The sequence below is a fragment of the Streptomyces sp. NPDC034085 genome, assembly GCF_055575555.1.
The window spans coordinates 667,811-694,122 of the sequence record NZ_JBVISL010000001.1; the positions used below are offsets into that span (position 1 = coordinate 667,811).

At 71.4% G+C, this 26,312-nt stretch carries 22 protein-coding genes; 12 read left to right on the forward strand and 10 right to left on the reverse strand.

Features of this window, described 5'->3' with window-relative positions:
- The first annotated feature begins 39 nt into the window (after positions 1-39).
- Genes ACZ501_RS03160 through nirD form a run of 3 tightly spaced genes read left to right on the forward strand, consistent with a single transcriptional unit; the run spans position 40 to position 4,171 of the window.
- Complete coding sequence (locus ACZ501_RS03160; protein WP_468792101.1) at positions 40-1,305, forward strand: NAD(P)/FAD-dependent oxidoreductase; 1,266 nt, start codon at positions 40-42, stop codon at positions 1,303-1,305.
- Positions 1,305-3,836, forward strand: coding sequence for a nitrite reductase large subunit NirB (gene nirB / locus ACZ501_RS03165; protein WP_468792104.1), 2,532 nt, complete (start codon positions 1,305-1,307; stop codon positions 3,834-3,836). Before ACZ501_RS03160 ends, nirB begins: the two co-directional genes overlap by 1 nt.
- Complete coding sequence (gene nirD, locus ACZ501_RS03170; RefSeq protein WP_361603891.1) at positions 3,833-4,171, forward strand: nitrite reductase small subunit NirD; 339 nt, start codon at positions 3,833-3,835, stop codon at positions 4,169-4,171. Before nirB ends, nirD begins: the two co-directional genes overlap by 4 nt.
- Before the next feature lie 7 nt (positions 4,172-4,178).
- Here nirD and ACZ501_RS03175 read toward each other — a convergent pair whose 3' ends face one another.
- Complete coding sequence (locus tag ACZ501_RS03175; protein WP_361603894.1) at positions 4,179-4,583, reverse strand: VOC family protein; 405 nt, start codon at positions 4,581-4,583, stop codon at positions 4,179-4,181.
- A gap of 322 nt (positions 4,584-4,905) precedes the next feature.
- Between ACZ501_RS03175 and ACZ501_RS03180 the strand changes: the two genes are divergently transcribed.
- The gene (locus ACZ501_RS03180; RefSeq protein ID WP_361603897.1) at positions 4,906-6,066 is read left to right on the forward strand and encodes an alkaline phosphatase PhoX; all 1,161 of its coding nucleotides are present in this window, start codon (positions 4,906-4,908) and stop codon (positions 6,064-6,066) included.
- Positions 6,067-6,183: 117 nt separating this feature from the next.
- On the opposite strand, the gene ACZ501_RS03185 is transcribed toward ACZ501_RS03180, so the two are convergent.
- From ACZ501_RS03185 to dusB, 3 genes are all read right to left on the reverse strand, one after another.
- A complete protein-coding gene (locus ACZ501_RS03185) occupies positions 6,184-7,212 on the reverse strand; it encodes an ArsR/SmtB family transcription factor (protein ID WP_361603900.1) in 1,029 nt (342 codons plus the stop codon).
- 461 nt (positions 7,213-7,673) lie between these two features.
- Positions 7,674-10,382, reverse strand: a complete 2,709-nt coding sequence (ppdK, locus tag ACZ501_RS03190; RefSeq protein WP_361603903.1) for a pyruvate, phosphate dikinase — start codon at positions 10,380-10,382, stop codon at positions 7,674-7,676.
- A 366-nt stretch (positions 10,383-10,748) separates the two neighbouring features.
- Positions 10,749-11,891, reverse strand: a complete 1,143-nt coding sequence (dusB, locus tag ACZ501_RS03195) for a tRNA dihydrouridine synthase DusB (RefSeq protein ID WP_361603906.1) — start codon at positions 11,889-11,891, stop codon at positions 10,749-10,751.
- A 52-nt stretch (positions 11,892-11,943) separates the two neighbouring features.
- On the opposite strand from dusB, the gene ACZ501_RS03200 reads away from it, so the two are divergent.
- From ACZ501_RS03200 to ACZ501_RS03215, 4 genes are all read left to right on the forward strand, one after another.
- The gene (locus ACZ501_RS03200; RefSeq protein WP_468792107.1) at positions 11,944-13,470 is read left to right on the forward strand and encodes an MFS transporter; all 1,527 of its coding nucleotides are present in this window, start codon (positions 11,944-11,946) and stop codon (positions 13,468-13,470) included.
- A 97-nt stretch (positions 13,471-13,567) separates the two neighbouring features.
- Positions 13,568-14,620 (forward strand): aldo/keto reductase, encoded by a 1,053-nt coding sequence (locus ACZ501_RS03205; protein WP_468792110.1) that lies wholly within the window; start codon positions 13,568-13,570, stop codon positions 14,618-14,620.
- Positions 14,621-14,641: 21 nt separating this feature from the next.
- The gene (locus tag ACZ501_RS03210; RefSeq protein WP_468792113.1) at positions 14,642-15,235 is read left to right on the forward strand and encodes a TetR/AcrR family transcriptional regulator; all 594 of its coding nucleotides are present in this window, start codon (positions 14,642-14,644) and stop codon (positions 15,233-15,235) included.
- A 146-nt stretch (positions 15,236-15,381) separates the two neighbouring features.
- Complete coding sequence (locus ACZ501_RS03215) at positions 15,382-16,086, forward strand: VC0807 family protein (RefSeq protein WP_468792116.1); 705 nt, start codon at positions 15,382-15,384, stop codon at positions 16,084-16,086.
- 75 nt (positions 16,087-16,161) lie between these two features.
- Here the strand turns inward: ACZ501_RS03215 and ACZ501_RS03220 are convergent, their stop codons facing one another.
- Entirely contained in the window at positions 16,162-17,544 is a 1,383-nt protein-coding gene (locus tag ACZ501_RS03220; RefSeq protein ID WP_361603921.1) for a glycine--tRNA ligase, read from the reverse strand.
- Between the two features lie 154 nt (positions 17,545-17,698).
- Here ACZ501_RS03220 and ACZ501_RS03225 point away from each other — a divergent pair, with 154 nt between their 5' ends.
- Genes ACZ501_RS03225 through ACZ501_RS03240 form a run of 4 tightly spaced genes read left to right on the forward strand, consistent with a single transcriptional unit; the run spans position 17,699 to position 20,831 of the window.
- Positions 17,699-18,670 carry a metal ABC transporter substrate-binding protein gene (locus ACZ501_RS03225; RefSeq protein WP_468792119.1) on the forward strand — a complete coding sequence of 324 codons (972 nt, stop codon included), beginning with the start codon at positions 17,699-17,701 and terminating at the stop codon, positions 18,668-18,670.
- Entirely contained in the window at positions 18,670-19,488 is an 819-nt protein-coding gene (locus ACZ501_RS03230) for a metal ABC transporter ATP-binding protein (RefSeq protein ID WP_468792121.1), read from the forward strand. Before ACZ501_RS03225 ends, ACZ501_RS03230 begins: the two co-directional genes overlap by 1 nt.
- Positions 19,488-20,351 (forward strand): metal ABC transporter permease, encoded by an 864-nt coding sequence (locus ACZ501_RS03235; protein WP_361603927.1) that lies wholly within the window; start codon positions 19,488-19,490, stop codon positions 20,349-20,351. The genes ACZ501_RS03230 and ACZ501_RS03235 overlap by 1 nt, the downstream gene beginning before the upstream one ends.
- A gap of 51 nt (positions 20,352-20,402) precedes the next feature.
- Entirely contained in the window at positions 20,403-20,831 is a 429-nt protein-coding gene (locus ACZ501_RS03240; RefSeq protein ID WP_361603930.1) for a Fur family transcriptional regulator, read from the forward strand.
- 28 nt (positions 20,832-20,859) lie between these two features.
- On the opposite strand, the gene ACZ501_RS03245 is transcribed toward ACZ501_RS03240, so the two are convergent.
- From ACZ501_RS03245 to ACZ501_RS03265, 5 genes are all read right to left on the reverse strand, one after another.
- Complete coding sequence (locus tag ACZ501_RS03245) at positions 20,860-21,387, reverse strand: YcxB family protein (protein WP_468792124.1); 528 nt, start codon at positions 21,385-21,387, stop codon at positions 20,860-20,862.
- Between the two features lie 23 nt (positions 21,388-21,410).
- Complete coding sequence (locus tag ACZ501_RS03250) at positions 21,411-22,232, reverse strand: isoprenyl transferase (RefSeq protein ID WP_468792127.1); 822 nt, start codon at positions 22,230-22,232, stop codon at positions 21,411-21,413.
- An 11-nt stretch (positions 22,233-22,243) separates the two neighbouring features.
- Positions 22,244-22,990, reverse strand: coding sequence for a DNA repair protein RecO (recO, locus tag ACZ501_RS03255; RefSeq protein ID WP_361603939.1), 747 nt, complete (start codon positions 22,988-22,990; stop codon positions 22,244-22,246).
- A gap of 84 nt (positions 22,991-23,074) precedes the next feature.
- Positions 23,075-24,802, reverse strand: coding sequence for a nucleobase:cation symporter-2 family protein (locus ACZ501_RS03260; protein WP_468792130.1), 1,728 nt, complete (start codon positions 24,800-24,802; stop codon positions 23,075-23,077).
- Between the two features lie 580 nt (positions 24,803-25,382).
- Positions 25,383-26,078, reverse strand: a complete 696-nt coding sequence (locus tag ACZ501_RS03265) for a TerB family tellurite resistance protein (protein ID WP_361605983.1) — start codon at positions 26,076-26,078, stop codon at positions 25,383-25,385.
- Between the last annotated feature and the right edge of the window lie 234 nt (positions 26,079-26,312).

A 26,312-nucleotide genomic window follows, 5' to 3' on the forward strand; every position in this document is an offset into this window, starting at 1 on the left:
CGATGCGGCGGGGAAACAGCGGGCCCGCACGCTCGTTCCATGACCTCGAAGCAGCGTGTGGTGGTGATCGGCGGCGGCCTGGCGGGCCTGCGGCTCGCCGCACGGTTGGGCCCCGGCGCGGCGGTGACCGTCCTCGGGGAGGAGACCCACGCCCCCTACAACCGGGTCCTGCTGGCCGAGGTGCTGGCCGGCCGGTACGCACCCGAGGTCACCGCGCTCCCGGCCCCCGGCCCGGCGCTGCGCCGGGGTGTCCGGGCGGTGCGGATCGACCGCGCGGACCGCGCCGTGCACTGTGACGACGGCGCCGTGGAGCGGTACGACACCCTGGTGCTGGCCACCGGCTCGAACCCGGTGCTCCCGCCGCTGCGCGGGCTGTTCACCCCGGACGGGCGGGAACTCCCGGAGGGGGTGCACGCGTTCCGCACCATGGACGACTGCCTGGCCCTCGCGGCGGCCGCGGGCCCGGGCGTACGGGCCGTGGTGATCGGCGGCGGCCTGCTGGGCGTCTCCGCGGCCCGTGCGCTGGCCGCGCGGGGCGCGCAGGTGGTCCTCGCCCAGCAGGCGGAGCGCCTGATGGAGCGCCAGCTCGACGCCGACGCCTCCGCGCTGCTGCGGGACCACCTGGACGCGCTCGGCGTGGAGATCCACACGGAATGCCGCGTCCGCGGCCTGACCACCGTCCCGGCCGGCCGGCGGCCCGGCACCCCGCCCGGCCCGGACACCCGCAGGGTCACCGGGGTCGAGCTCGCCGACGGCTACCGGCTCGACGCCGACGTCGTCGTCCTCGCCTGCGGGGTCCGCCCCCGGGTCGGGCTCGCCCAGGCGGCCGGGCTGGAGGTCCGCAAGGGCGTCGTGGTCGACGCCCGGCTGCGCACCAGCGACCCGTACGTCCACGCCATCGGCGACTGCGCCGAGCACGACGGCCGGGTGTACGGCCTGGCCGGGCCCGCCCTGGAGCAGGCCGACGCCCTCGCGGCGGTCCTCCGGGGGTCGGCGGACGCCGCGTACACCGGCACCCGTGCCCTCACCCGCCTCACCCTTCCCACCGCGGACGGCGCCGGCCCCTTCGACCTCGCCGCCTTCGGCGACCCGGTCCCGCTCCCCGGCGACGACGTGCTCCGCCTCGCCGATGCCACCCGCCGCACCTACCGCAAGGTCGTCCTGCGCGGCGACCGGCTCGTCGGCGGGGTGCTGCTCGGCGAGCTCTCCACCGTGGGCGCCCTCGCCCGCACCTGGGAGGGCGACGAGTTCCTCACCGCCCCGCACGACCCGTTCCACCTGCTCACCGACGACGGAGGCCACTGATGACCGTGCCCGAGCCCCTGCCCGCGATCGTGCTCATCGGACACGGCATGGTCGGCCAGCGCTACCTGGAGGCCCTCGCCGAACGCGGGGCCACCGCCACACACCGGATCACGGTGCTCTGCGAGGAGCCGCGGCCCGCCTACGACCGCGTGCACCTCACCTCGTACTTCTCCGGCTCGACCCCCGAGGACCTCTCCCTCACCCCGGCCGGGTTCATGGAGCAGCACGGGATCGAGCTCCACCTCGACGATCCCGCCGAGCAGGTCGACACCGGCGCCCGTACCGTCACCTCCCGCTCCGGGCAGGTCTTCCCGTACGACGTCCTCGTCCTGGCGACCGGCAGCTACCCCTTCGTGCCGCCCGTCCCCGGCAAGGACGCCCCCGGCTGCTTCGTCTACCGCACCATCGAGGACCTCCTCGCGATCGAGGACTACGCCAAGACCCGCACCAGCGGGGCCGTCGTCGGCGGCGGCCTCCTCGGCCTGGAGGCGGCGGGCGCCCTCAAGGGGCTCGGGCTCGCCACCCGCGTCGTCGAGTTCGCCCCGCGCCTGATGCCCGTCCAGGTGGACGAGGGCGGCGGCGCGGCCCTGCTGCGCACCATCGAGTCCATGGGGCTGACGGTGCACACCGGGGTGGGCACGCAGGCGGTGCTGACCGGCGAGGACGGCTCGGTGTGCGGGATGAGCCTCTCGGACGGGTCCACCGTCGAGACCGACCTGGTGGTCTTCTCGGCCGGGGTCCGCCCCCGCGACCAGCTGGCCCGCGCCGCGGGCCTGGCGGTCGGCGAGCGCGGCGGCATCACCGTGGACGCCCGCTGCCGCACCTCGGACCCGCACGTGTACGCCATCGGCGAGTGCGCGCAGGCCGTCGACGGCCGCGTCTACGGGCTGGTCGCGCCCGGCTACGAGATGGCCGAGACGGCCGCCGAAGACCTCCTGGGTCGGGAGAAGGAGTTCACGGGGGCCGACCTGTCCACCAAGCTCAAGCTGCTCGGGGTCGACGTGGCCTCCTTCGGCGACGCGCACGGCGCGGCGGAGGGCAGCCTGGACGTGGTCTGGTCCGACTCCCGCTCCGGGATCTACAAGAAGCTGGTCGTCTCCCCCGACGGGGTGCTGCTCGGCGGGGTGCTGGTCGGCGACGCGGACGCGTACGGGCTGCTGCGCCCCCTCACCGGCAGCGTCCCGCCGGTCTCCCCGGAGCAGCTGGTGCTGCCGGCCGGCGTCGGCGCGCCCGTCGCGCTCGGCCCGTCCTCGCTGCCGGACACGGCGGTGATCTGCTCCTGCCACAACGTCACCAAGAAGGCCATCACCGCCTGCGCCACCCTGCCCGAGGTGAAGAAGTGCACCAAGGCCGGCACCGGCTGCGGCAGCTGCCTGAAGGTGATCGGGCAGCTGCTGCCGGCCGCGGCCGACCAGGGGCTGTGCGGCTGCTTCCCGTACACCCGGGCCGAGCTGTACGAGATCGTGCGCACGCGGCGCCTGGCCTCGTACCGGGAGCTGCTGGACGGCCACGGCCGGGCGGAGGCGCGCGGCGGTGACGGTTGTGAGGTCTGCAAACCGGCCGTCGGCTCGATCATCGCCTCCCTCGCGCCCGCCCTGGGCGCCAGCGGCTACGTCCTGGACGGGGAGCAGGCCGCCCTCCAGGACACCAACGACCACTTCCTCGCCAACCTCCAGCGCAACGGCTCGTACTCGGTCGTCCCGCGCATCCCGGGCGGTGAGATCACCCCCGACAAGCTGATCGTGATCGGGGAGGTGGCCCGCGACTTCGGCCTCTACACGAAGATCACCGGAGGTCAGCGGATCGACCTCTTCGGCGCGAGCGTGGACCAGCTGCCGCAGATCTGGGCGCGGCTGGTCGACGCGGGCTTCGAGTCCGGGCACGCGTACGGCAAGGCCCTGCGGACGGTGAAGTCCTGCGTGGGGCAGACCTGGTGCCGCTACGGCGTCCAGGACAGCGTGCGGATGGCCATCGACCTGGAGCTGCGCTACCGGGGCCTGCGCGCACCGCACAAGCTGAAGTCGGCCGTGTCGGGCTGCGCCCGCGAGTGCGCGGAGGCGCAGAGCAAGGACTTCGGGGTGATCGCTACGGCGAGCGGCTGGAACCTCTACGTCGGCGGCAACGGCGGGGCGACCCCGCGCCACGCGGACCTGCTCGCACAGGATCTTTCCGACGCCGAACTGGTGCGGCTCATCGACCGTTTCCTGATGTTCTACATCCGCACCGCCGACCGCCTGGAGCGCACCTCCACCTGGCTGGACCGGCTGGAGGGCGGCCTGGACCACCTGCGGGACGTGGTGGTGCACGACTCGCTGGGCTTGTGCGCGGAGCTGGAGGCCCTGATGGCCGACCACGTGGCGCACTACCGCGACGAGTGGGCCGAGACCCTGTCGGACCCGGACCGGCTGCGCCGGTTCGTGTCCTTCGTGAACGCCCCCGGCGCCCCCGACCCGACCGTGAAGTTCGTTCCCGAGCGCGACCAGGTCAAGCCCGACCTGGCCGTCCTGACCATTGGAGGACCGGTCCGATGACCGTCGAACTGAAGGTGGCCGACAGCTGGCTGACGGTGTGCGAGCTCTCGGCGCTCGTCCCCGGGCGCGGGGTCGCGGCCCTGCTGCCCGACGGGAGCCAGGCGGCGGTCTTCCTCGACCGCGCGGGACGCCCGTACGCCATCGGCAACCAGGACCCCTTCACCGGCGCGCACGTCCTGTCGCGCGGGCTGGTGGGCCGGGCGGCGGGCCGGCCCTTCGTGGCGTCGCCGCTGCTGAAGCAGCGCTTCGACCTGGAGTCGGGGCGCTGCCTGGACGACGAGGAGGTGGCGGTCCGGACGTACCCGGTGCGGACCGCCTCCGCTCCCGCCTCCTAGGGGCCGGTCAGCCCTGGATCGCGGCGGGGTCCATCCAGACGTACTCCCACACGTGGTGGTCCAGGTCCTCGAAGGCGCGGCCGTACATGAAGCCCAGGTCCATGGCCGGGCGGGGCTCGGTGGCGCCGGCCGCGAGGGCGGCGTCGACGACCTCGTCGACCTTCTCGCGGCTGTCGGCGCTGAGCGCGACCATGACCTCGGTGGTCTGCGAGGCGTCGGCCACCGGCTTGGTGGCGAACTCCTTGAACTTCGCCTCGGTCAGGAGCATCGCGAAGATGGTGTCGCTGATCACCAGGGAGGCCGCCGTCTCGTCGGTGAACTGCGGGTTGAAGGAGTAGCCGAGCTTCTCCCAGAAGGCCTTCGCGGCGTCCAGGTCCTTCACCGGCAGGTTGACGAAGATCATCTGAGCCATCTCGGTTCCTCTTCTCTGGTGGCGTGGTGCGTGGTGCGCGCTACGCGGTGCGCTGTCGAAGGGGTAGACCCGGGGGCCCGCACGAACTCATCGCCGTCCGGCGAAGTTTTTTCGGTGATTTCGTCTCCGCAGGTCACAGCCGTGTACGGCGGCCCGCGACGCGGTCCGGTGCGCCGGGGCGGCCGCCGCGGGAGCGACCGCGAGCCGGTCGCTCCCGCGTCATGCGCCGTTGTCGTGGCGTCCATGCGGAGCCCCTAGGTTCCTCCACGCGTGCGACCCCGCGCCCGACCGGGTGCGGGGCCCTCCTCCCACAGGAGTGACCGTGGAACGTCGTACCTTCCTGCGCGGTGCCGTCATCGGCACCTCGGCCGCCGCCTTCGCCGGCACCCTCACGCACGGGGCCGCCCACGCCGCGCCGGCCCAGCCCGGCGCCGGCCCCTACGGCGCCCTCGGGGCGGCGGACGCGAACGGGATCATGCTGCCGGCCGGTTTCAGCAGCCGGGTCATCGCCCGCTCCTCGCAGACGGTGAGCGGCACCTCGTACACCTGGCACAGCGCCCCCGACGGCGGCGCCTGCTTCGCGGACGGCACCGGCTGGATCTACGTCTCGAACTCGGAGGTCAACCCGGGCGGCGGCGCGAGCGCGGTGAAGTTCGACTCCTCGGGCACAGTGACCGGGGCGTACCGGATCCTGTCGAACACCCGGCAGAACTGCGCGGGCGGCAAGACCCCGTGGAACACCTGGCTCTCGTGCGAGGAGGTCAGCCTCGGCTACGTCTACGAGACCGACCCGTACGGGGTCAACGCGGCCGTGCAGCGGCCCGCGATGGGCCGGTTCAAACACGAGGCGGCGGCGGCCGACCCGGTGCGCCGGGTGGTGTACCTGACCGAGGACGAGACGAACGGCTGCTTCTACCGGTTCGTGCCGACCACCTGGGGCAGCCTCTCCTCCGGCACGCTCCAGGTCATGGTCGCCGGAAGCGGGACCTCCGGCTCCTTCAGCTGGCAGAACGTGCCGGACCCCGACGGCTCGCCGACCGCCACCCGCTCCCAGGTCTCCGGCGCGAAGCAGTTCAACGGCGGCGAGGGCTGCCACTACGCGAACGACACCGTCTGGTTCACGACCAAGGGCGACAACCGGGTCTGGCAGCTCGACCTCGCCGCCGGCACCTACGAGCTGGCCTACGACGACTCCCTGGTCCCGGGCGGCGCGGCGCCGCTGACCGGCGTCGACAACGTCACCGGGTCCGCCTACGGCGACCTCTACGTCGCCGAGGACGGCGGCACCATGGAGATCTGCCTGATCACCCCGGACGACGTGGTGGCGCCCTTCCTGCGGGTCACCGGCCAGTCCTCCTCGGAGATCACCGGCCCGGCCTTCTCGCCGAACGGCAGCCGGCTGTACTTCAGCAGCCAGCGCGGTACGAGCGGCTCCTCCAGCGGCGGCATCACCTACGAGGTGACCGGTCCCTTCCGCGTCTGACGCGGGGCTCCTGACCGGCCGTACCGGTCGCACCGCGGCCGGAGCCCGGCGAGGAGGGCCTGTGCCTCCCCGCCGGGCTCCGGCACGTTCCGGCGAAGCCACTGGCGAACCGATCCTTCAGGAGACCACCGCGCCGCCCTTGAGCAGGGCCGCGCCCAGCGGCGTCACCGTGTGCAGGACGGCGTTGCCGTGGCGCAGGGTGGTCACCAGCCCCGCCTCCCGCATCACGCAGGCGTGCTGGCTCGCGGAGGCCAGCGAGACCCCGGCCCGGCGGGCCAGTTCGCTGGTGGTGGCCCCGTCGCCGATGGCCCGCAGCACCACCGAGCGGGTGTGGCCCACCAGCTTGCCGAGCGTGCGCTGGCGCTGCTCCTCGGCGGGCCGGGCGGCCTCCCCGCCCGCCGCCGCGGAGGCGAGCTGGGCGGCGGCCGGGTAGACCAGCACCGGCGGCAGCTCCGGGTCGTGCAGGGTCACCGCGGTGCGCCGGCAGAAGAAGGACGGCTGGAGCAGCAGCCCGCGCCCGCGCAGCCGTACGTCCCGGTCCACCGGGTACTCGCACTCCAGCACCGGGGCCCGCCAGCGCAGCATGGGCGGCAGCGAGGCCAGCAGCTCGTCCGCGCCCCCGTCGAGGAGGGCGCGGCCGCGCGCCGCCCGTTCCGCCTCGATCTGGGCCTGGATGTGGGTCCAGTACGGCTCCACGGCCGCCCGGTGGTACGCGCGCAGCTCGCCCAGCAGCCGGGGCAGGTGCTTGGTGCCGCCGTCCATCAGCTCCCGCAGCCGGGCCGGCGGCGGGGTCCCGAAGGCCGCGCCGAATCCCGTCCCGGCGCCGGAGCCCACGAGGGACAGCTCCCGGCGCAGCCGTTCGGGGCGCAGCCCGCGCAGCGCGTCGAGCCCGAGGTCCCAGCCGTACTGGCCCTCGGCCGGGGTGAGGAAATCGGGGAAATAGCCGCGAGCCGGTATGAGCGCGCTCAGCAGTCTTGTTTCACCATTCAACCGGCTCCGGGTTTCTGTGCGCCATTCGCCGAAGAACCGGGCGTCACGCCGGTCTCTTAAGCGATGAAAACTAAGAATCGTTTCCCACAACGCATCGGGACGCCCTGCCATCCGTACGCGTGCCAGGTCCACTCCAGTGAAATGGATACGAAGCACCGAACCCCCACCTGTGCAACCGCAATCCCCCCGCCCCATGAGTATGCACGCCGTCACACGTGGTCACCACGCCCTTTCGGCCACAGTTGAAACCCCTTTCGGCAGGGGCGTGACAAGCGAAATCCTGTAGTCCGCCAGGCACACTCCGGCGCGACCGAAACGCTCCGTGAAGGCCGTGGGGGGCTTTGCGGGGCCTGGCGGTCGGTCGCACCGGGAAGCGCCGACGTGCCTGGCGGATAGGCGGCAGGCGGTGGACGGGTGGGGATCCGTCCACCGCCTGGCGCCGTAATGACATTGTTGAAAATTTCGCGATACGGGCGCGGCCCGGCGCGAGGCCCCGAAAATGGATGCGCCCGCCCCCGGCAGTCAGGGAACCGGGGGAGGGCGCAGTCAGGAGGGCTCGCGGCGGCCCCTGGGGGCCGGCGGGCCGGGTGCGGGGCCCCGAGAGGCCCCGCGGGGGCTCAGCGGCTGTCGGAGCCCTTCGACTCGGCGGCGGCGCGGCCCGCCTCCAGGCGCGCCACCGGGATCCGGAAGGGCGAGCAGGAGACGTAGTCGAGGCCGACCTCGTGGAAGAAGTGCACCGACTCCGGGTCGCCGCCGTGCTCACCGCAGACGCCGAGCTTCAGGTCGGGGCGGGTGGCCCGGCCGGACTGGACCGCGCTGCGGACCAGCGAGCCGACGCCGTCCTTGTCGATGGTCTCGAAGGGCGAGACCCCGAAGATGCCCTTCTCCAGGTACGCGGTGAAGAAGCTGGCCTCGACGTCGTCGCGGGAGAAGCCCCACACCGTCTGGGTCAGGTCGTTCGTACCGAAGGAGAAGAACTGCGCGGCCTCGGCGATCTGGCCGGCCGTCAGGGCGGCGCGCGGCAGCTCGATCATCGTGCCGATGGTCAGCTTGAGGCTGGTGCCGGTGGCGGCCTCGACCTCGGCGATGACCGCGTCGGCCTCCTCGCGGACGATCTCCAGCTCCTGGACGGTGCCGACGAGCGGAACCATGATCTCGGCGCGCGGGTCGCCCTTGGCGTTCTTGCGCTCGGCCGCGGCCTCGGCGATCGCCCGTACCTGCATCTTGAACAGGCCGGGGATGACCAGGCCCAGGCGGACACCGCGCAGACCCAGCATCGGGTTCTGCTCGTGCAGCTTGTGCACGGCCTGGAGCAGGCGCAGGTCGTTCTCGTTGGCGTCCTTGCGGGACTCGGCGAGCGCGACGCGCACCGACAGCTCGGTGATGTCGGGCAGGAACTCGTGCAGCGGCGGGTCGAGGAGGCGGACGGTGACGGGCAGGCCGTCCATCGCCTCGAACAGCTCGACGAAGTCCTGCTTCTGCAGCGGCAGGAGGGCACTGAGTGCCTGCTCGCGCTCGCCGTCGGTGTCGGCGAGGATCAGGCGCTCGACCAGCTCGCGGCGCTCACCGAGGAACATGTGCTCGGTACGGCACAGGCCGATGCCCTGGGCGCCGAAGCGGCGGGCGCGCAGCGCGTCCTCGGCGTTGTCGGCGTTGGCGCGCACCCGCAGGCGGCGGACACGGTCCGCGTACGCCATGATCCGGTGGACGGCGGCGACGAGTTCGTCGGCGTCGTCGGCGCCGGCGTGCATGCGGCCCTCGAAGTACTCGACGACCGGGGACGGTACGACCGGTACCTCGCCGAGGTAGACCTTGCCGGTGGAGCCGTCGATGGAGACGACGTCGCCCTCTTCGATGACCGTCTCGCCGACCGTCATCCGGCGGCGCTTGGTGTCGACGTCGAGCTCCTCGGCGCCGCAGACGCAGGTCTTGCCCATGCCGCGGGCGACGACGGCGGCGTGCGAGGTCTTGCCGCCGCGCGAGGTCAGGATGCCCTCGGAGGCGATCATGCCGTCGAGGTCGTCCGGGTTGGTCTCGCGGCGGATCAGGATGACCTTCTCGCCGGAACGGGACCACTTGACGGCCGTGTACGAGTCGAAGACGGCCTTGCCGACCGCCGCGCCCGGGGAGGCGGCGATGCCGCGGCCGAGCAGTTCGGTCTTCGCGTTCTCGTCGAAGCGCGGGAACATCAGCTGCGCCAGCTGGTGGCCGGTGACGCGCTGGAGCGCCTCGGCCTCGTCGATCAGGCCCTGGTCCACGAGCTGGGTGGCGATGCGGAAGGCGGCGCCGGCGGTGCGCTTGCCGACGCGGGTCTGGAGCATCCACAGCTGGCCGCGCTCGATGGTGAACTCGATGTCGCAGAGATCCTTGTAGTGGGTCTCCAGCGTCTCCATGATCGTCATGAGCTGGTCGTAGGAGGCCTTGTCGATGCCCTCCAGGTCCGCCAGCGGGACGGTGTTGCGGATGCCCGCGACGACGTCCTCGCCCTGGGCGTTCTGCAGGTAGTCGCCGTAGACGCCCTGGTGGCCGCTGGCGGGGTCGCGGGTGAAGGCGACGCCGGTGCCGGAGTCGGGGCCGAGGTTGCCGAAGACCATGGAGCAGATGTTGACGGCGGTGCCCAGGTCGCTGGGGATGCGCTCCTGGCGGCGGTAGAGCTTGGCGCGGTCGGTGTTCCAGGAGTTGAAGACGGCCTCGACGGCGAGGTCGAGCTGCTCGCGGGCGTCCTGCGGGAACTCCCGGCCGGCCTCCTTCGCGACGATCTTCTTGAAGACCTTGACCAGCTTCTTCAGGTCGGCGGCGTCGAGGTCGGTGTCGACGGCGACCTTCTTGGCGGCCTTGGCCTCGTCGAGGGCGTCCTCGAAGAGCTCGCCGTCGATGTCGAGGACGGTCTTGCCGAACATCTGGATGAGGCGGCGGTACGAGTCCCACGCGAAGCGCTCGTTGCCGGCCTGGGTGGCGAGGCCGGTGACGGACTCGTCGGAGAGGCCGATGTTGAGGACCGTGTCCATCATGCCCGGCATGGAGAACTTCGCGCCGGAGCGGACGGAGACCAGCAGCGGGTCGTCCGACTGGCCGAGCTTCTTGCCCATCTTCGCCTCGAGGGCGGCGAGGTGCGCGCTGACCTCGTCGCGCAGCGCGGCCGGGGCCGAGCCGCTCTCGAGGTAGACCTTGCAGGCCTCGGTGGTGATGGTGAAGCCGGGGGGGACCGGGAGACCGAGGTTGGTCATCTCGGCGAGGTTGGCCCCCTTGCCGCCGAGAAGGTCCTTGAGGTCCCGGTTGCCCTCGGTGAAGTCGTAGACGAACTTCTGATCTTTGTTTTCCGACACGGGTCTCGACTCCTCGAGGACTCGGGTGGCTGCCCTGACGGCCAGGAACATACCCAGATCGAAGGCTTATCGGTACGTCCACTTGGCGGTCATGGGGCTGTAACCACCCGTGCGCCACCGTATCGAAAGTAACCGATCGGTAATGCGATCACCCGAAGAGCCTTCAGAAGCCGAAGCGTGAACAGGCCCTTGAGGCCTGATCCCGCTCGGATGAGCGATCATCGATACATTTGCGTTCAACTCTTGAACGGACAAAGGGTGGCACCCAGTGCCACCCTTTGAAAGTCTTACCCGTGACTTAAGCGCTCATCTGAGCGAAACCTCTCCCATGCGTGGCGTATATCACGCGGCACGGAGGGCGATTTCTCAGCCTCCGGACGTGTCCAGCTCGGCGTCCTCGGTCACACCGGCGCAGTCGTAGGGATCCTTCAACCAGCCCTCGGGCAGGACAACCCGGTTGTTTCCGGACGTACGGCCTCGCGGGCCGTCCGCTCCGTCGGGCCACGGCTGGTCCAGATCAAGATCGCTCAGATGAGCGTTCAGTTCGGCCAGGGAGGAGGTGACCGCCAGCTTGCCCCGCATCTCCGAACCGACGGCGAAACCCTTGAGGTACCAGGCCACGTGCTTACGGAAATCGATCACGCCGCGCGCCTCGTCGCCGATCCACTCCCCCAGCAGCTGCGCGTGCCGCAGCATGGTGCCCGCGACCTCGCGCAGGGTCGGCTTGTGGAAGTCCTCGGGCCGGCCCTCGAAGGCGGCCACCAGGTCGTTGAACAGCCACGGCCGTCCCAGGCAGCCGCGCCCCACCACCACGCCGTCGCAGCCGGTCTCCCGGACCATGCGCAGCGCGTCCTCCGCGCACCAGATGTCGCCGTTGCCGAGCACCGGGATCTCCGGCACATGCTCCTTGAGCCGGGCGATCGCCTCCCAGTCGGCGGTGCCGCCGTAGTGCTGGGCGGTGGTGCGGCCGTGCAGGGCGATGGCGGTGACCCCCTCCTCGACGGCGATCCGGCCCGCGTCCAGGTAGGTGAGGTGGTCGTCGTCGATGCCCTTGCGCATCTTCATCGTCACCGGCAGGTCGCCGGCGCCCGCGACGGCCTCGCGCAGGATCGCGCGCAGCAGGTTGCGCTTGTACGGGAGGGCCGAGCCGCCGCCCTTGCGGGTGACCTTGGGGACCGGGCAGCCGAAGTTGAGGTCGATGTGGTCGGCGCGGTCCTCTTCGACGATCATGCGGACGGCCTTGCCGACGGTCACCGGGTCGACCCCGTACAGCTGAATCGAGCGCGGCTTTTCCGTCGCGTCGAAGTGGATCAGCTGCATGGTCTTCTCGTTGCGCTCGACCAGGGCGCGCGTCGTGATCATCTCGCTGACGAACAGCCCCTTGCCGCCCGAGAACTCGCGGCAGAGCGTACGGAACGGGGCATTGGTGATGCCGGCCATGGGCGCGAGCACCACGGGGGGCTGCACGGTGTGCGGGCCGATCGCGAGGGGCGGAGGGAGCGTGGTCATCCCCCCATTCTCGCGCACGCACCGTTCGTTAGTTATCCGTACTATCGGCGGTATGCATCACACCAGTGACGTGGATCACATGAGCCGCAGGCGTCGCCTGCTCGTCCTGGCGATCTGCTGCATGAGCCTGCTGATCGTCAGCCTCGACAACACCGTCCTGAACGTGGCCCTCCCGGCGATGCGCCGCGAGTTCGACGCCTCGGTCGCGGGCATGCAGTGGACCATCGACGCCTACACCGTGGTGATCGCCTCGCTGCTGATCCTGGCGGGCTCCACCGCGGACCGGATCGGGCGCCGCAAGGTCTTCGCCTGGGGGCTGGTCCTCTTCACGGCGGGCTCGGTGCTGTGCTCCCTGGCGCCCGGCCTGGAGTGGCTGATCGCCTTCCGGATGCTCCAGGCGGTCGGCGGGGCGATGCTCAATCCCGTCGCCATGTCGATCATCACCAACACCTTCACGGACCCGAAGGAGCGCGCCCGCGCCATCGGGGTCTGGGGTGCCGTGGTCGGCATCTCGATGGCCGCCGGGCCGCTGGTCGGCGGGCTGCTCGTGGACTCGGTGGGCTGGCGGTCCATCTTCTGGGTCAACCTGCCCGTCGGGCTGCTGGCCCTCGTGCTGACCCTGCGCCACGTCCCGGAGTCCCGGTCCGAGCGCCCCCGCCGGCCGGACCCGGTGGGCCAGCTGCTGGTCATGGTGCTGCTGGGCGGGATGACGTACGCGATCATCGAGGCCCCCGCGGAGGGCTGGCGGTCGCCGCCGATCCTCGGGTGCGCGCTGGGCGCCGCGGCCGCCCTGGCCGGGCTGCTCGTCTACGAGTCCCGGCGGGCGGACCCGCTGATCGACCCCCGGTTCTTCCGCAGCGCCCCCTTCAGCGGGGCGACGGTGATCGCGGTCAGCACCTTCGCCTCGCTCTCCGGCTTCCTCTTCGTGACCACCCTCTACCTCCAGGAGGTGCGGGGGCTCGACGCCCTGGACGCCGGGCTGCACATGCTGCCGATGGCCGCGTTCGCCTTCCTGTGCGCGCCGGTGTCGGGGCGGCTGGTGGCCAGCCACGGGCCGCGGCCGTCCCTGCTGATCTCGGGCGTGGCCATGGGGGCGAGCGGGCTGCTCTTCGCGGCGTTCTCGGCGGAGACCTCCACCCCGCTGATGTTCACCGGATACGTGCTCTTCGGCATCGGCTTCGGCCTGGTCAACGCCCCCATCACCAACACGGCCGTGTCGGGTATGCCGCGCGCCCAGGCGGGGGTGGCGGCAGCGGTGGCCTCCACCAGCCGGCAGACCGGCGGGGCGCTCGGCGTGGCCGTGATCGGCGCGGTGCTGGCGGCCGGCACCGCGGGGGGCGGGGACTTCGCGACGGCCACCCGGCCGGCCTGGTGGATCATCACCGGCTGCGCGCTGCTGGTCCTGGTCGTCGGCGCGGTCACCACCGGCCCGTGGGCGCGGGCCACGGCGCTGCGCACGGCCCGGGCGCTCGAGCCGTCCGCCGGTGCGCCCTCCGCTCCCCCGCCGCCGGAGCACGGCACCGGCCACCTCCGGGACGGCGGCCTGCCCCCGGCCCCGGGCCCCGCCCCGGCGGGCTGACCCGCCCCGCCCCACCTCCCGTGCGCCCCGCCGAGCCCTCACGCACTGACGAGTGACAGATATTGAAATCTGTCATCGGTCATGCCATTCTTCTTGCATGACGACGAACGTGAGCACCACCACCCCCATCCCGGCCACCGCCCGCAGGCTCGGCGCCACCGGCCCGGCCGTCTTCCCCCTGGGGCTCGGCTGCATGGGCATGTCCGCCCTCTACGGAGAGGCCGACCGGGCCGAGTCCCTCGCGACGATCCACGCCTACCTGGAGGCCGTCCCGCAGGGCATGGGCGCCCTGCTCGACACCGGCGACTTCTACGGCATGGGCCACAACGAACTGCTGATCAACGAGGCCCTGCGCACGGCCCCGGCCGCGGCCCGGGAGCAGGCACTGACCAGCGTCAAGTTCGGCGCCCTGCGCACGGTCGAGGGCGGTTTCACCGGGTACGACGGCCGGCCCGAGGCCGTGAGGAACTTCCTGGCCTACTCCCTCCAGCGGCTCGGCCGGGACCACATCGACATCTACCGGATCGCCCGCGTCGATCCGGACGTCCCGATCGAGGAGACGGTCGGCGCCATCGCCGAGGCCGTCCAGGCCGGGCACGTACGGCACATCGGCCTCTCCGAGGTCGGCGCGGACACCCTGCGCCGGGCGGCCGCCGTCGCCCCGATCTCGGACCTCCAGATCGAGTACTCCCTGATCTCGCGCGGCATCGAGGACCGGATCCTGCCGGCCGCCCGCGAGCTCGGGATAGGCGTCACGGCCTACGGGGTGCTGTCCCGGGGCCTGATCAGCGGTCACTTCACCCGCGACCGGTCCCTGGCCCCGGGCGACTTCCGCGGCATGAGCCCGCGCTTCCAGGGCGACAACCTGCACCGCAACCTCGACCTGGTCGAGGCCCTGCGCAAGGTCGCCGAGGAGAAGGGGGTCACCGTCGCCCAGACCGCGATCGCCTGGGTGCTCGCCCGCGGCGAGGACGTGGTGCCGCTCGTGGGGGCGCGGCGCCGGGACCGCCTGACCGAGGCACTGGGTGCCATGGACGTGGAGCTGACCGCGGCCGACCTCGCCGCCGTCGAGGAGGCCGTCCCCGCGGGGGCGGCGGCCGGGGAGCGCTATCCGGCGGCGCAGATGGCCCACCTCGACAGCGAACACTGAGCTGGCGGTACGGTCGTACCCATGCCGTCCGCTGCCGCCGAGCCCCTCACCCCCGAGCGCATCCTCGAGACCACCGAGGAGGTGCTGCGCCGCTTCGGCCCCACCAAGGCGACCGTGGTCGACGTCGCGCGCGCCCTGGGGGTCAGCCACGGCAGCGTCTACCGGCACTTCCCGTCGAAGGCGGCGCTGCGCGAGGCGGTCACCGACCGCTGGCTCGCCAAGAGCGTGGTCATGCTGGAGAGGATCGCCTCCGCTCCGGACGAGCCCGCGCCCTCCAAGCTGGAGGCCTGGCTGGAGGCCCTCTTCGAGGCCAAGCGGCACAAGGCGGGCGATGACCCCGAGCTGTTCGCGACGTACACGGTGCTGCTCGGCGAGAGCAGTGGGGTGGTCGACGCCCACCTCAGCGAACTGATCGCCCAGCTGACCCGGATCATCTCCGAGGGGGTCGCGGCCGGCACGCTGGCCGCGCCCGACGCCGCGGCGGCCGCCCGCGCCGTCTTCGACGCCACCGGGCGGTTCCACGACCCGCAGTACGTGGAGGACTGGCTCTCCCCCACGATCCTCACGGAGTTCGAGGCGGTCACGGCCCTGCTCATCCGGGGCCTGCGACCCTGAACTGGCCCCTCTGTGGGTCCCGTTGGGCGGAATGATGCCCTCCGGACGGCTTGGCGATCATTTGGGGCCATGCCGACTTGTACATGTCAGTAACCGTTCCCTACGGTCCCCCTACCGCACTCATCAGGTACGTCCCAGGGGGAACCGTGTCCACCGCAGCAGCACCACCCGCGCCTCCCGCACGCTCCGGCGGCGCGGCCGCCGTCGGCCTGCTCCTGACCATCGCCTTCAACGTGGTCGCGCCGATCGTCACCTACAACGTCCTCACCGAGGACCACGGCTGGAGCGAGGCCTCGGCGCTGCTGGTCAGCGGTGCCTGGCCGGTGCTCGACAGCGTCATCATGGTGGCCTGGCGGCGCAAGCTCGACGAGTTCGCCGTCGTCACCCTGGTGTTCCTGGCGATCACCGCCGCCGTCTCCCTCGTCGGCGCCCAGTCCGCCCACGCCCTGCTGGTCAAGGACTCCGCCGTCACGGGGCTGTTCGGCCTCCTGTGCCTGGCCACGCTGCTCGCGCCGCGCCCGCTGATGTTCTACTTCGGCCGCAAGTTCGGCACGGATGGCACCCCCGCGGGTGTGGCGTACTACAACGGCCTGTGGCGGTTCGAGGGCTTCCGCAACGCCCAGCGCCGCATGACCCTGGTCTGGGGCGTGGTCTACCTCGTCGAGGCGGGGGTCCGGATCGTCCTGTCGTACGTGCTGGACACCTCCACCATGGTGGCCCTCAGCCCGTTCATGATCTACGGGACGCTCGGCGGCCTGGCCCTCTGGACGGTCCGCTTCGTCAAGCGCACCAAGGCCGAGGGCGAGAAGCGGGCCGCGGCGGCCGCAGCCGCGGAGGGGTCCGCTGCCTGACCAGCACGGCACGGGGAAAAAGCCGGTGGCCCGGTGCGCGGATCGCGCACCGGGCCACCGGCCTTCCAGCGGGAACTAGCAGCCCAGCAGGCGGCTACCGAGGTAGCTCTGGATCTGGTCCAGGGAGACGCGCTCCTGCTTCATGGTGTCGCGCTCGCGCACGGTCACCGCGTTGTCTTCCAGGGTGTCGAAGTCGACGGTGACGCAGAACGGCGTACCGATCTCGTCCTGGCGGCGGTAGCGGCGGCCGATGGCGCCCGCGTCGTCGAACTCGATGTTCCAGAACTTGCGCAGGTCTGCGGCGAGGCCCTTGGCCTTCGGCGACAGCTGCGCGTTGCGGGACAGCGGCAGGACGGCGACCTTGATCGGGGCCAGGCGCGGGTCGAAGCGCATCACGGTGCGCTTCTCCATGACGCCCTTGGCGTTGGGGGCCTCGTCCTCGTTGAACGCGTCGAGCATGAAGGCGAGCATGGCGCGGTTGACGCCGGCCGCCGGCTCGATGACGTACGGGGTGTACTTCTCCTTGGTCTCCTGGTCGAAGTACACGAGGTCCTGGCCGGAGGCGGCGGAGTGGGCCTTGAGGTCGAAGTCGGTGCGGTTGGCGACGCCCTCGAGCTCGGAGAACTCACTGCCACCGAAGTTGAAGCGGTACTCGATGTCGGCGGTGCGCTTCGAGTAGTGGGACAGCTTCTCCTTCGGGTGCTCGTACCAGCGGATGTTCTCCTCGCGGATGCCGAGGTCGCGGTACCAGTTCCACCGCTCCTGCATCCAGTACTCCTGCCACTGCTCGTCCTCGCCGGGCTTGACGAAGAACTCCATCTCCATCTGCTCGAACTCGCGGGTGCGGAAGATGAAGTTGCCCGGCGTGATCTCGTTGCGGAAGGACTTGCCCATCTGCGCGATGCCGAACGGGGGCTTCTTGCGCGCGGTGGTCTGCACGTGGGCGAAGTTGGTGAAGATGCCCTGCGCGGTCTCCGGGCGCAGGTACGCCTTCGAGCCGGTGTCCTGGGTCGGGCCGAGGTGCGTCTCCAGCATGCCGGAGAACTGCTTCGGCTCGGTGAACTGCCCCTTCACGCCACAGTGCGGGCAGTTGATGTCGGCCAGGCCGTTCGCGGGGAGGCGGCCGTGCTTGGCCTCGTACGCCTCTTCCAGGTGGTCGGCGCGCTGGCGCTTGTGGCAGGAGGTGCACTCCGTCAGCGGGTCGGAGAACGTGGCGACGTGACCGGAGGCCACCCAGACCTCGGGGGCCAGGATCACGGAGGAGTCGAGGCCGACGACGTCCTCACGCCCGGTGACCATGGCCTTCCACCACTGGCGCTTGATGTTCTCCTTGAGCTCGACACCAAGCGGGCCGTAGTCCCAGGCAGCCCTGGAGCCGCCGTAGATGTCACTGCACGGGTAAACGAAGCCACGGCGCTTGCTCAGGCTGACGATGGTTTCGATCTTGTCGGCGGCCACGGTGCTCTCTTCATTACGAGGACGAACGCGAATGCCTCAGGTTACCGGCGCCCGCACCCCCCCTTTCAAATCGGGTATGCCCTTCCGCGGCCTCCGGTACCCCTCCGACCAGGGTTGTTGACAACCGTTTCCATCTTTGATGAAAATGGATGTCATGAACGTACGACGCCTCATACCCAGCGCTGCCCTCGCCGCCGCCGTCGCCCTCGGCGCGACGGCCCTCACCGCCTGCTCCGGCGCGGCGGGCGCCGCGGACGGCAAGCTCCACGTGACGGCGTCGTTCTACCCGCTGCAGTTCCTCGCCGAGCAGATAGGCAAGGAGCACGTGGAGGTCGCCACCCTCACCAAGCCGGGCGTCGAGCCGCACGACCTGGAGATCACGCCGAAGCAGACCGCGCAGCTCTCCGAGTCGGACCTGGCCTTCTACCTCAAGGGCCTCCAGCCCGCCGTGGACAAGGCCGTCGCCCAGTCCGGCGTCAAGAACACCGTCGACGCGGCCGCCCTCACCCGGCTGGAGGTCCACGGCGCCGAGGGCCACGAGGGCCACGACCACGCGGCGGAGGGGGAGGCCGAGGAGCACGGCCACGACCACGGCCACGAAGCCGGCGGGGACCCGCACGTCTGGCTCGACCCCACCAAGTACGCGGAGATCGCCAAGGGCCTCGGCGCCACCCTGCAGAAGGCGGACCCCGCCCACGCCGCGGAGTACGAGAAGAACACCGGCGAGCTCGTGGCGAAACTGACCGCGCTCGACACCGAGTTCAAGGACGGCCTGAAGAACACGGCGTCCAGGACCTTCATCACCACCCACTCCGCCTTCGGCTACCTCGCCGAGCGCTACGGCCTCGACCAGGAGGGCATCTCCGGCGTCGACCCCGAGGCCGAGCCCAGCCCGGCCCGGATGAAGGACCTCCAGGCCGTCGCGAAGAAGGACAATGTCACCACCGTCTTCTTCGAGACGCTGGCCAGCGACAAGACGGCCACGAGCCTCGCCCGGGACACCGGGCTCACCACCGACGTGCTCGACCCCCTCGAAGGAATCACGGACACGTCCCAGGGCGCCGACTACTTCGAGGTCATGCGGTCCAACCTGAAGAACCTCCAGAAGGCACTCGGAGCCAAGTGATGACAGCAGCAACGGAGGCGCGCGCCATGCAGTCCACGCCACGAGGGGCCGACGACCAGCCCGTCATATCCCTGCGCGGGGCCACGGCCTCGCTCGGCTCGCGCCCCGTGCTGCGCGGGATCGACCTCACCGTCCACCGCGGCGAGGTCGTCGCGCTGCTCGGCGCCAACGGCTCCGGCAAGTCCACCGCCGTCCGCGCCGTCGTCGGCCAGGTCCCGCTCACCGGCGGCACCCTCTCCCTCTTCGGCACCGACTTCAAGCGTTTCCGCGACTGGTCGCGGATCGGCTACGTCCCCCAGCGCACCACCGCCGCCAGCGGCGTCCCGGCCACCGTCCGGGAGGTCGTCTCCTCCGGCCGTCTCGCCCGCACCCGCTTCGGGATGCTCCGCAAGGCCGACCGCGCCGCCGTCGACCGCGCCCTGTCCCTCGTCGACATGGAGGGCTACGCCGACGCCTCGGTCAACGCCCTCTCCGGCGGCCAGCACCAGCGCGTGCTCATCGCCCGGGCGCTCGCCGTCGAACCCGAACTGCTGATCATGGACGAGCCGATGGCGGGCGTGGACCTGGGCAACCAGGAGGTCCTGGCGACGGCCGTGCGCCGCCAGGTGGAGGCCGGGACCACCGTCCTGCTCGTGCTGCACGAGCTGGGCCCGCTGGAGCCCCTGATCGACCGGGCCGTCGTCCTGCGCGACGGCTGCGTCACGCACGACGGCCCGCCCCCGGAGGCCGTGGGCCAGCACGCCCTGCCCGGGCACGACCACGTACACCCCCACGCGGCGCACGACGCCGAGCCCCTGCGGACGGGACTGCTGAGCTGATGGACCTCCTGAACTACGCCTTCATGCAGCGGGCCCTGATCGCGGCCGCGCTCGTGGGCATCACCGCGCCCGCGATCGGCACGTACCTCGTCCAGCGCCGCCAGGCCGTCATGGGCGACGGCCTGGGCCACGTCGCCATGACCGGTGTCGCGCTGGGCTTCGTCCTGCGGACCAGCCCCGTGTGGATGGCCACCCTGATCGCGGTCCTCGGGGCCGTCGGCATGGAACTGATCCGCTCCCGCGGCAAGACCAGCGGCGACGTGGCCCTCTCGATGCTCTTCTACGGCGGCCTGGCCGGCGGAGTGATGATCATCAACGTCGGCGGCGGCTCCACCACCAGCCTGCTCAGCGCCATGTTCGGCTCGATCACCACCGTCGCGCCCGAGGACCTCACCGCGATGGCGATCCTCGCCGCCTTCGTCCTCGCCGTCACCATCGGCATGCGCCGCCAGCTCTTCGCCGTGTGCCAGGACGAGGAGTTCGCCCGCGTCACCGGCCTGCCGGTGCGCGCGCTGAACCTGCTGCTCGCCGTCACCGCCGCCGTCACGGTCACCGTCGCCATGCGCATCGTCGGCCTGCTGCTGGTCAGCGCCATGATGGTGATCCCCGTGGCGGCCGCCCAGCGGATCACGCGGGGCTTCGCCGCCACGCTGGGCCTGGCCGTCGCGATCAGCCTCACCGTCTCCCTGGCGGGCACGGCCGTCACGTACGAGATCGACGCGCCGTCGGGCGCCACGATCGTGCTGCTCGCCATCGGCGTCTTCATGGTGATGACGGCCCTGTCCGCCCCGCTGGCCAGGCGCCGCGCGCGGGCCTCCCGGGCCTCGGAGGAGGTCTGCGTCCAGGACGACGTGAAGGTCTAGGGCGGGCGGCCGCCTGGCACAATGGCGGCAGGCCGAAACGAGGAGGAACCGGTGGCGACTGCGCCTGGCGAGACGAATACCGCGCCAGTACGAGGGCGATCCACCCGGCAGCGGGCCGCCGTCGCGGCGGCGCTGGACGAGGTGGACGAGTTCCGCAGCGCCCAGGAGCTGCACGACATGCTCAAGCACCGCGGTGACTCGGTGGGCCTGACCACCGTCTACCGCACCCTCCAGTCCCTGGCGGACGCCGGCGAGGTCGACGTCCTGCGCACCAGCGACGGCGAGTCCGTCTACCGGCGCTGCTCCACGGGCGAGCACCACCACCACCTGGTCTGCCGCAAGTGCGGCAAGGCGGTCGAGGTGGAGGGCCCGGCGGTGGAGAAGTGGGCCGAGTCCATCGCGGCCGAACACGGCTACGTGAACGTCGCCCACACGGTGGAGATCTTCGGCACCTGCGCCGACTGCGCGGCCGCCGGCTAGCTCAAGGCAGGCCCTCGGCGCGGGCGGCTCAGCCCCAACGGGTCAGGTTCCGGTCGAAGAGCGATCGGATCCGGTCGAGATCGTCGGGGTCCTGGGCGTCCCGCTTGGGCACCCAGCCCAGGTCCCCGTTGATGAACACGAGGACGAACAGGCCCCGGGTCTCGGCCCAGCCCTTGTACTTGTCCCATCGGTAGGCCACCGCCGTCCCGTCGGGACGGTGGTTCTGGATCCCGAGCCCGGTGACCACCAGCCTGTACTCGCGGTGCTCCGAGGCCCACCGGTACATCCGGCGCGCCGTCCGCCACCGCTCCAGCCAGAGGCAGACCGCGCCCAGGGCCAGCCCCACCCCGCCCGCGACGGCCAGGGAGGCCGGGTCCACCGCCCGGCCGTGCTGGGCCACGACCAGCGCGGGCGCCACGAGCGGGAGCAGCACCAGCCACAACAGCAGCTCCTTGCGGCCCGCGGGCACCTTCACCGCACGCCAGCGCAGCACTTCCCACGCGTCGCGGCGGGCCGCCCGGTAGTACAGCTCCACCGCCCGGTCAGTCATGTCCATGGCGGTGGAGCCTAGTGGAGGGATCAGCTCGCCGAGCCCTCGGGCTGGTTCGGGACCGCGCCGCCGAAGCGGCGGTCGCGCTGCGCGTACTCCAGGCAGGCCGCCCAGAGGTTGCGCCGGTCGAAGTCCGGCCACAGCACGTCCTGGAAGACCATCTCGGCGTAGGCGCTCTGCCAGAGCAGGTAGTTGGAGGTGCGCTGCTCGCCGCTGGGGCGCAGGAACAGGTCCACGTCCGGCATGTCCGGGTAGTAGATGTACTTGGCGAAGGTCTTCTCGTTCACCTTCGACGGGTCCAGCTTGCCGGCCGCCACGTCCCGGGCGATCGCCTGTGCCGCGTCCGCGATCTCCGCGCGGCCGCCGTAGTTGACGCAGAAGTACAGGGTCATGGCGTCGTTGTCGACGGTCTGCTCCTGCGCGATCTGGAGTTCCTGGACGACCGACTTCCACATCTTCGGCATGCGGCCGACCCAGCGGATCCGGATGCCCAGCTCGTTCATCTCGTCGCGGCGGCGCCGGATGACGTCGCGGTTGAAGTTCATCAGGAAGCGGACCTCGTCGGGCGAGCGCTTCCAGTTCTCCGTCGAGAAGGCGTAGAGGGAGAGGTTCTTGACGCCCATCTCCAGGCAGCCCTTGAGCACGTCGAGGACGACGCCCTCGCCCACCTTGTGCCCCTCGGTGCGCGGCAGGCCGCGCTCCTTGGCCCAGCGGCCGTTGCCGTCCATGACGATGGCGACGTGGTTGGGGACCAGCTCACTGGGGATCTTCGGCGGACGCGCACCCGACGGGTGCGGCTCCGGAACCTTGTACTCGCGGCGAGAGCGTCCCAGAATCCCGCGTCGTGCCATGTGCCCAGCTCCTATTTCTCGACGTATCGCAGGGAGCGTAGCCCGCGCTCCAGATGCCAGTGCAAATAGGCGGAGACCAGCCCGCTGCCCTCCCGCACGTGACGCGCCTCGCAGGCGTCGGCATGCCCCCAGTCGCCCGTCAGCAGCGCACTGAGGAGGGCGATGGCCTCCGACGAGGGTACGACGCTGCCGGGCACCCGGCAGTCCCCGCACACCACCCCGCCCGCGGCGACGGAGAAGTGCCGGTTGGGGCCGTGGATCCCGCACTTCGCGCAGTCCTCGAAGCTGGGCGCGTAGCCGTTGACGGCGAGGGAGCGCAGCAGGAAGGCGTCGAGGATGAGGTGCGGCTCGTGCTCGCCGCGCGAGAGCGTGCGCAGGGCGCCGACCAGCAGCAGGTACTGCTGTACGGAGGGCTCGCCCTCGTTCTCGGTGAACCGCTCGGCGGTCTCCAGCATGGCCGTGCCGGCGGTGTAGCGGGCGTAGTCGGTGACGATGCCGTTGCCGTAGGGGGCGATGATCTCGGTCTGGGTGCACAGCGGCAGGCTCCGGCCGATCAGCTCGCTGCCGCGGGCGAAGAACTGCACGTCGGCGTGGGAGAAAGGTTCCAGCCGGGCGCCGAACTTGGACTTCGTACGCCGCACCCCGCGGGCGACGGCCCGGACGCGGCCGTGGCCGCGGGTGAGGAGCGTGATGATGCGGTCCGCCTCACCCAGCTTCTGGGTGCGCAGCACGATGCCGTCGTCGCGGAACAGACTCATGGCCCCATTGTCCCCTGAGCGCGGACAGCACCGACCCCCGTCCGGGACCGGAGCCCGGACGGGGGTCGGCACCCCTTGGGAGGATCAGGAGGCGGGCGCGTCGCCGGCCTTCACGGCCGCCTTCGCGCCGGCCTTCTCGGCGCCGTCCGGGGCCGCCGCCGGCTGGGCGGGAAGCCCGGCCAGGGCTTCGGACCCGGCGGCGGGCTCCGGCTCGTCCTCGGCGGCTGCCTCGTCCTTGGCGGCGGTCACCGGCTCGGCCACGGCCCCTGCCTCGGTGGCGGCCTCGGCCTCGGGCTCGGCAGCGGCGTCGTCCGCGGCAGCGGCAGCGGCGTCGTCCGCGGCAGCGGCAGCGGCGTCGTCCGCGGGAGCGGCCTCGGCAGCGGCCTCGGTCCCGGCACCGGGCTCGACGGCCCGGATCGCCGTCTGCACGGCCGGCTGGGTCGCCGTCCGGACGTCGTCCGCGGCCATGCCGTTGAACACCAGGTTGAGCACGATGGCGGCCGTGGCACCGAGGGTGACACCGCTGTTGAGGAGGGAGGACAGGTCCGGGTCCATGTGCTTCGAGAAGAGGACCGGGACGGTGGCCGGGAGCAGGGCGAAGGCAAGGGAGACGCCGACGACCAGCGCGTTCTTCTCCTCCTTCAGGTCCACCTTGCCCAGGGTCTGGATACCGGCCAGGGCGACCATCGCAAACATGACGGTGGCGGCGCCGCCGAGCACTCCGTGCGGGACGGCGGCGACGATCGCGGCGGCCTTGGGCAGCAGACCCAGGATGATCATGAAGACACCCGCGGCGACGACCACGAAGCGGCTCTTGACCTTGGTCATCCGCACCAGCCCGACGTTCTCCGCGAAGGCCACGTACGGGAAGGAGTTGAGGATGCCGCCGAGGGCGGTCGCCGCGCCGTCGGCACGCAGGGCGCGGGCCACGGTCTCGCTGTCGACCTCCTTGCCGACGATGTCGCCGACCGCGTAGGTGTCACCGGTCGTCTCGACCATGGTGATCAGCATGACGATCAGCATCAGGACGATCGGGAACCACTCGAACTTCGGGACACCGAAGTGGAAGGGGGTGCTGACGCCGATCCAGCCCGCGTTGCCGACGTCGCCGAACTTCGCGTCGCCGAGGGCGAACGCGGCGGCGGTGCCGACGACCAGGCCGAGGAGGATGGAGATGCTGGACAGGAACGGCTTGCCCAGCTTCATCAGGACGAGGATGAAGAGCATCGTGCCGCCGGCGTAGGCGAAGTTCTTCGGCTCGCCGAAGTCGGGGCTGCCGAGACCGCCGGCCGCGTCGTTGAGGCCGACCGGGATCAGGACGATGCCCAGCACCGTGATCACGGTGCCGGTGACCACCGGCGGGAAGAGCCGCATCACCGTCCGGAACGCCTTGGCGGGCAGCCAGGCGAAGGCGAAGGTGGCGAGGCCGGCCGTGATGACCGCGCCGTAGATGACCAGCAGCGCGGCGGTGCCGCCGCCGGCGCCGAGGCCTATGGCGATCATCGGGGAGACGGCCGTGAAGGTCACGCCCTGGATCAGCGGCAGCCGCGCGCCGATCCGGCCGATGCCCCAGGCCTGGATGATCGAGGCGATGCCGCAGGTGAAGAGGTCCGCGTTGATCAGGTAGACGAGCTGTTCAGGGCTCAGCTTGAGTGCGCTGCCCACGATGATCGGGACGATCACCGCGCCGGCGTAGAAGGCGAGTACGTGCTGGAAGCCGTACAGCGCGAGCTTGGGGAGGGGGAGCACCTCGTCGACCGGGTGCGAGCTCTGCTCTCCGTTGGCGGAAAGCCGGGCGGCGACACGTGCCATCTCTGCCTTGCCCTTCAATGAGGTAGGTAACTGAGAGGAATCTGGGGGCCCCTGGTCGGAGTGGGTCGCTAACCCGTTGGTCCGCCGGGGTCGTCCGTACGAATACGCGGAGCGAAGCGCCCGGATGTTTCCGGCGGCGTCTCCTCGTGTGACCGGAATTGAACGCCTGTGGAAGTGCTCACAGATATCGTCGACTTCTACAAAGAGTTGACACACAGGGGCCCTCGATCTGGAGCTTCCTCCAGTGGCGGACCCGCCCCCGGCGGGGGTATGGGCGGAGGATCGGCGATGCGGCTTGCCTGCTGCGCAGCTGCGAAGTTTCCCGCCCAGACACGCCCCTACCGGGTTCACACGTATTCGGCCACGCAAATCCGAGGGCCCATTCCGACTGTCCGAAATGCGGAACTTTTGTACGGAAGAGCGGGCTCCACACCCTTGCACGGATGCGGGGGCCTCCCGGTTCACCCCCGTGAGGCCGGATCGTTACCTCCCCCGCGCCCCTTTCGGGCCGGTTTCGGCGCCCGGAACGCGGCCGGGCCCGGCGAAATCCCGCCGGGCCCGGACCTTCGTACGTGTTCCCCTAGGGCGCCCGGACCGCCGACAGCAGTTCCGCCACCTCGTCCGTACCCATCCGCAGCGCCGCGCCGACGGTGGCCAGCACCTCGCGCTCGGCCGGGATGTACGGCCCGTCCGCGAGGGCGATCCTCGCACCCTGGAGCAGGATCGACTCCCGCCCCGGCCCCGCCAGGTGCGGGGCGAGCGGCTCGAGCGCCTCGTGGAGCTCGATCGACAGCGCGGCCCCGCAGCACTCGGGCCCGTCGTACAGCCCCAGCCGGCCCTCGTCGGTGGCCAGCGCGTCCACCAGGGACTCCAGCTGCTCCGCGGTGCAGTCCGTGAACCCGGCGGCCCGTACGGCCGACACGGCGGCCTCCAGCGCGCTGCGCGAGGCGGTGCCGCCCGCCGCGAGCACGGCCAGCGCCACGGTGTGCACGGCGTCGCGCAGCAGCGCCGAGAAGCGGGTGGTGGTCAGGTGGTCCAGCACGTCGGTGTCGAAGCGCTGCCGGCAGCCCTGGCATTCGACGACGGGCCCGGCCTGGCCGCGCGGCAGCAGCGGCACACCGAGCACGGTGAAGCGCCGGCGTCCGGTGCGCCGGCGGTAGTTGCGGTCACCGCCGCACCCGGGGCAGAAGAACTCCCCGTCGCCCACGGTGCTCCAGGTGGTACGGATGCCCCAGACCGTCAGCTTCCGGCCGTCCCCACCCCGAACTGGCAGCACGTCGCACCTCCGTAGCTCCCCCGTGGCCCTGCGGGCACGGGCGGGACCCCCACCGGCAGCACCGCCGGGTGGGCGTGATGTTAGCCACATCGGTGAGGCTGCGTCAGTCGTGCGACAAGACAACATCGTGCGGGGGCGCGAGTTGGCCGAAGTGCGCCCCCGCCGCCGCCCCGCGTTCCCCTGCCGGTGGAGCGGGCGGCCCACGGGATCCGCGTCAACGCGGTGGGCTCCGGG